This window comes from Endozoicomonas atrinae, assembly GCF_001647025.1.
Lineage (GTDB): Bacteria > Pseudomonadota > Gammaproteobacteria > Pseudomonadales > Endozoicomonadaceae > Endozoicomonas > Endozoicomonas atrinae.
In genome coordinates this window covers 1-3,972 of sequence record NZ_LUKQ02000374.1, presented here as the reverse complement: position 1 = coordinate 3,972, position 3,972 = coordinate 1, and the positions used below count along the sequence as shown (strand labels likewise).

The following is a 3,972-nucleotide window of genomic DNA, read 5'->3' as shown; positions in this document are numbered from 1 at the left end:
GAAAATCAACATCATTAAAACCTTCGGGTAGCTGTGGTCGACGAGACATCTGTTCTAGATAATGCATGGTAATGATGCCTAAGCATAGTTGGCGGCAGCTTAAGGATTTAGAAAATGCGATTGGTATTATGTCCCGGTGGAAAAGAGAGAAGGTAACCGGTTCGTCATCGATGAAGACGGGCTGGTGTGTAAAATTTGTGATATCACTTACGTGAACGTCGATGCGGTTCGCAGTGAAACTGATCGTGACTTTTAGGTCGGGCACTGGTACGTATCCACTGAACCCGATCAAACACTGGTCATTGATGGTCCGTTTACCGACAGGGAAAGTGCCATGAATTATGCCAGGGATTTAACTGGGGCGGAGTTGTTCAGTTTAGATGTGAAAGAGTAATGCGCTGTCAAACAGCGTTTAAACTGGAAGCCTGAGTAATGTAAAATCCGCCTCTACTGTTCTTACCTCCTTTCTCCCATGCAACCCCGTCAGGGCATGCCATGGGGTGTCAGAGTCATCCCCCTGTCTTTCGGATCATCATCACTACCTTATGGACCTATTACACATCGTTGTTCTCTCATTAATTCAGGGCCTGACCGAGTTTCTGCCCATTTCCAGCTCGGCGCACCTGATTTTACCGGCCAGGCTGCTGCACTGGCCTGACCAAGGGCTGGCCTTTGATGTGGCGGTGCATATCGGCACACTGGCGGCGGTGGTTATCTATTTTCGTAAGGATCTGCAGCTGCTGATTCGGGACTGGTGCTTTTCGGTGGTGGGCAGAGGGACAACGCAACACAGTAAGATGGCCTGGTATATTGGCCTGGCGACCATTCCGGCGGTGGTGTTTGGATTGTTCCTGAAAACGTCCGGCCTGGATGAAAGCATGCGGTCGTTGCAGGTGATTGCCGCGACCACCCTGATCTTTGGTGCTCTGCTGGGGGTGGCGGATTATGTTGCCCAATGCCGCTGGCCATTAAAAGCCATGACGTTGCCGAAGGCGATGATCATCGGTTTTTCCCAGATGCTGGCGCTGATTCCGGGAACATCTCGCTCCGGTATTACCATGACCGCCGCGTTGTTCCTGGGGTTTGACCGGGAGTCTGCCGCCCGGTTCTCTTTTCTTCTTTCGATTCCGGTGATTCTGGGCGCCGGGCTGCTGCTCACGCTGGATCTGGTCAAGTCCACGGTTCCGGTCAACTGCCAGGTGCTGTTGATGGGCGCATTGTTGTCCGGCATTAGTGCCCTGGTCTGTATACATCTGTTTCTGGGGGCGATTAATCGCATGGGGCTGATGCCGTTTGTTATTTACCGGCTGGCCCTTGGGGTTGCGCTGCTGTTTATCATTTGAAGGTCATAAACGCCATGAAAATTCTGGTAACGGGCGGTGCCGGTTATATCGGCTCCCATACCTGTGTTGAGTTGCTGAATGCCGGGCATGAGGTGGTGGTGCTGGATAACCTCTGCAACAGTTCTCCCATTGCCATCAAACGGGTTGAGACAATTACCGGACGAGTGTTGCCTTTTATCGAGGGCGATATTCGGGATGAGCATACACTGAAGCAGCTGATGCGCGCCCACCAGTTTGATGCGGTGATGCACTTTGCCGGGCTGAAGGCGGTGGGCGAGTCCTGCGCGATGCCTCTGAAGTACTATGAAAACAACATCAGTGGCACCATTACGCTGTGCCAGGCCATGGCGGAGCATGACGTCAAGCGGCTGATTTTCAGCTCATCGGCCACGGTGTATGGCGACCCCCATGCGCTGCCCATTGAGGAGAGCTTTCCGCTCTCGACCACCAACCCGTATGGCCATTCCAAACTGGTGATTGAGGAGATTCTTCGGGAGCTGTTCAAATCAGACCCACAGTGGAACATTGCCCTGCTGCGCTATTTTAACCCGGTGGGAGCCCATCCTTCGGGCATGATTGGCGAAGACCCGAACGACATCCCCAATAATCTGCTGCCGTACATCTCCCAGGTGGCCATTGGCAAATTGAAACAGTTGCAGGTATTCGGTAACGATTACCCAACGCCGGACGGTACCGGGGTTCGGGACTACATCCATGTGGTGGATCTGGCTCGTGGCCATGTGAAGGCACTGGAAAAACTCACCGACAACCACCGGGACTGCCATGTATGGAATCTGGGTGTTGGCAAAGGCTATTCAGTACTGGAGATGGTTCACGCCTTTGAAAAGGCTTCTGGACGCAAGGTGCCATATGTGATAACCGATCGTCGCCCCGGTGATATTGCCGCCTGCTATGCGCACCCGGAAAAAGCCGAGCGGGAACTGGGGTGGAAGGCAGAACACTCACTGGATGATATTATGGCCGATGCCTGGCGCTGGCAGTCGGACAATCCAAACGGATACCAATAACTAACGCTGTACACTTAAGGAAACGCAATGACCGCAACATCACACACCATCCCGGAAGCCCCACCCATCACCAATGAACGTCAGTACATTGAGTGGTTTGTGCAGTACAGCGACAAAGTGGCAGAAGAGCGACACGCCGCTGGCATCTATGCGCAGGGTGAACGACTATCGGCATTTGTCGCCGAACACACCGACCGCGCCATGGACTTGCTCGAAAAGTGCCCGGATGCCAAAACCCTGTTTGACCGTGTGGAATTTCTGGCCGGTGACTCTCAGGTAAAAATATCCGCGATACTGGGAGAGTATGGTGGGCTTAAAAACTGCCCGGAACCCCAGAAGCTGATGCTGATCGGCCTGCTGATTCATATTGCCATTGCGGTGGAGATGATGAGCAAGAAGTATGTAGAAGCTCATCAGGTTCAGCCTGTGCCCGAACTGCACTAACCGAGGCAAAGGGCTCAGCTCTTTTTTAATTACCACCTATTGATCACTGTTTTTATGGCCTACCATATCCGCGTTCTAATTGTGAGAGCGAGCAAGTCATTTTGGGCAGTTGGACAAGACGAAGTGACGAGTCATAGCCTTAGCTATGGCGAGGAGCTTCAACGCAGGCCAGCAGTTCAAAATGGCTGCACAGCCCGCGATTAGAAGGTGGATATGGTATCAGTTAGGCTCAGAAAAGAACCCGGTAATTGCCCGGGTACATACCGAAGAAATGGCAAGGGCCGTTGCCACCACCTGTGACGAACACGGCTGGCACTACATTATCGGCTTTGAACCACCTCATGTACCGGAAGATATCTCGGACCTGCAGAAACTGCTTAACCCCGAGTTGTACCAGGCCTGCTCTGAAAAGGTGGCCAGAAATTCGCCCTGTCCATGTGGCAGTGGGAAGAAGTACAAGAAGTGTTGTGAGGGAGGAGGCTTGTTGGCTTGAGGTGGGTGGGAAACCGGTTTAGGGCAGCGGGGTTACCCAGAATGGGACTCGCCCGCTACTGTTGGAGATGTGAGAAATATCTACTCTCATTATAAGAAGTGCCACTTCAACAACCTCTAGTGTTCAAATATTATCTCACTCACCGACTTCTTTCAGCGATGACTGATAAGAGGTAATGCCACAGTTCTTCTTATTTATGAATGGCCCAATGAGATCAATATTCATCGCAATTATTGTGTTTATAGTATCTATCGCAGCCAATGCTGTTGAAACCTTCGGTGACTGGATTGTCAATGACAATGGAGTCTCTTTTGTTGTAGATAATTCAACTGAAGAAGCAGCGCTCGTATATGTTCCAGCACAAAGCTCCGAATATCGTGATTACACATACATATCACGCAAAGATGTATCCTGTTTTTCTGTTAATAAAGATGAGACTGAATTAGTACTGCGAGTAAACGATCAACCCGTCAAGTTCATCATGCAATGCTCCGATCAGATAGGATTTATGCACTGGTACCCTACTACTGCCGAAGGGGATGCATTTGTAATACAACAACTCAAGACAAAAATGTTAGTGGATATACAGGGAACTGAATTCTCAGCTCATGGGTTTACCGATGCCTTCAATTACCTGGATAACTCAGGTGCAATCTGATAATTA

At 50.9% G+C, this 3,972-nt stretch carries 6 protein-coding genes; 5 read left to right on the top strand and 1 reads right to left on the bottom strand.

Annotated features, from left to right (window positions below; translation table 11 throughout):
• The coding region (locus AK963_RS32560) for a hypothetical protein (protein ID WP_139117684.1) at positions 1-265 on the bottom strand (265 nt) is incomplete at its 3' end.
• 235 nt (positions 266-500) lie between these two features.
• Here AK963_RS32560 and AK963_RS26420 point away from each other — a divergent pair.
• From AK963_RS26420 to AK963_RS26400, 5 genes are all read left to right on the top strand, one after another.
• Complete coding sequence (locus AK963_RS26420; RefSeq protein ID WP_338011563.1) at positions 501-1,343, top strand: undecaprenyl-diphosphate phosphatase; 843 nt, start codon at positions 501-503, stop codon at positions 1,341-1,343.
• Positions 1,344-1,357: 14 nt separating this feature from the next.
• A complete protein-coding gene (gene galE / locus AK963_RS26415) occupies positions 1,358-2,371 on the top strand; it encodes a UDP-glucose 4-epimerase GalE (protein ID WP_066018337.1) in 1,014 nt (337 codons plus the stop codon).
• Between the two features lie 27 nt (positions 2,372-2,398).
• Entirely contained in the window at positions 2,399-2,815 is a 417-nt protein-coding gene (locus tag AK963_RS26410) for a hypothetical protein (protein ID WP_066018336.1), read from the top strand.
• 181 nt (positions 2,816-2,996) lie between these two features.
• Complete coding sequence (locus AK963_RS26405; protein WP_066018338.1) at positions 2,997-3,308, top strand: PBPRA1643 family SWIM/SEC-C metal-binding motif protein; 312 nt, start codon at positions 2,997-2,999, stop codon at positions 3,306-3,308.
• Positions 3,309-3,483: 175 nt separating this feature from the next.
• Positions 3,484-3,966: a hypothetical protein gene (locus AK963_RS26400; RefSeq protein WP_066018335.1), complete on the top strand. Its 483-nt coding sequence runs from the start codon at positions 3,484-3,486 to the stop codon at positions 3,964-3,966.
• Positions 3,967-3,972: the final 6 nt, after the last annotated feature.

Bases quoted from the DNA above. Each gene is read 5' to 3' on its own strand.
- galE (WP_066018337.1), top strand. From the start codon at position 1,358: ATGAAAATTCTGGTAACGGGCGGTGCCGGTTATATCGGCTCCCATACC.
- AK963_RS26410 (WP_066018336.1), top strand. From the start codon at position 2,399: ATGACCGCAACATCACACACCATCCCGGAAGCCCCACCCATCACCAAT.
- AK963_RS26405 (WP_066018338.1), top strand. From the start codon at position 2,997: ATGGCTGCACAGCCCGCGATTAGAAGGTGGATATGGTATCAGTTAGGC.
- AK963_RS26400 (WP_066018335.1), top strand. From the start codon at position 3,484: ATGCCACAGTTCTTCTTATTTATGAATGGCCCAATGAGATCAATATTC.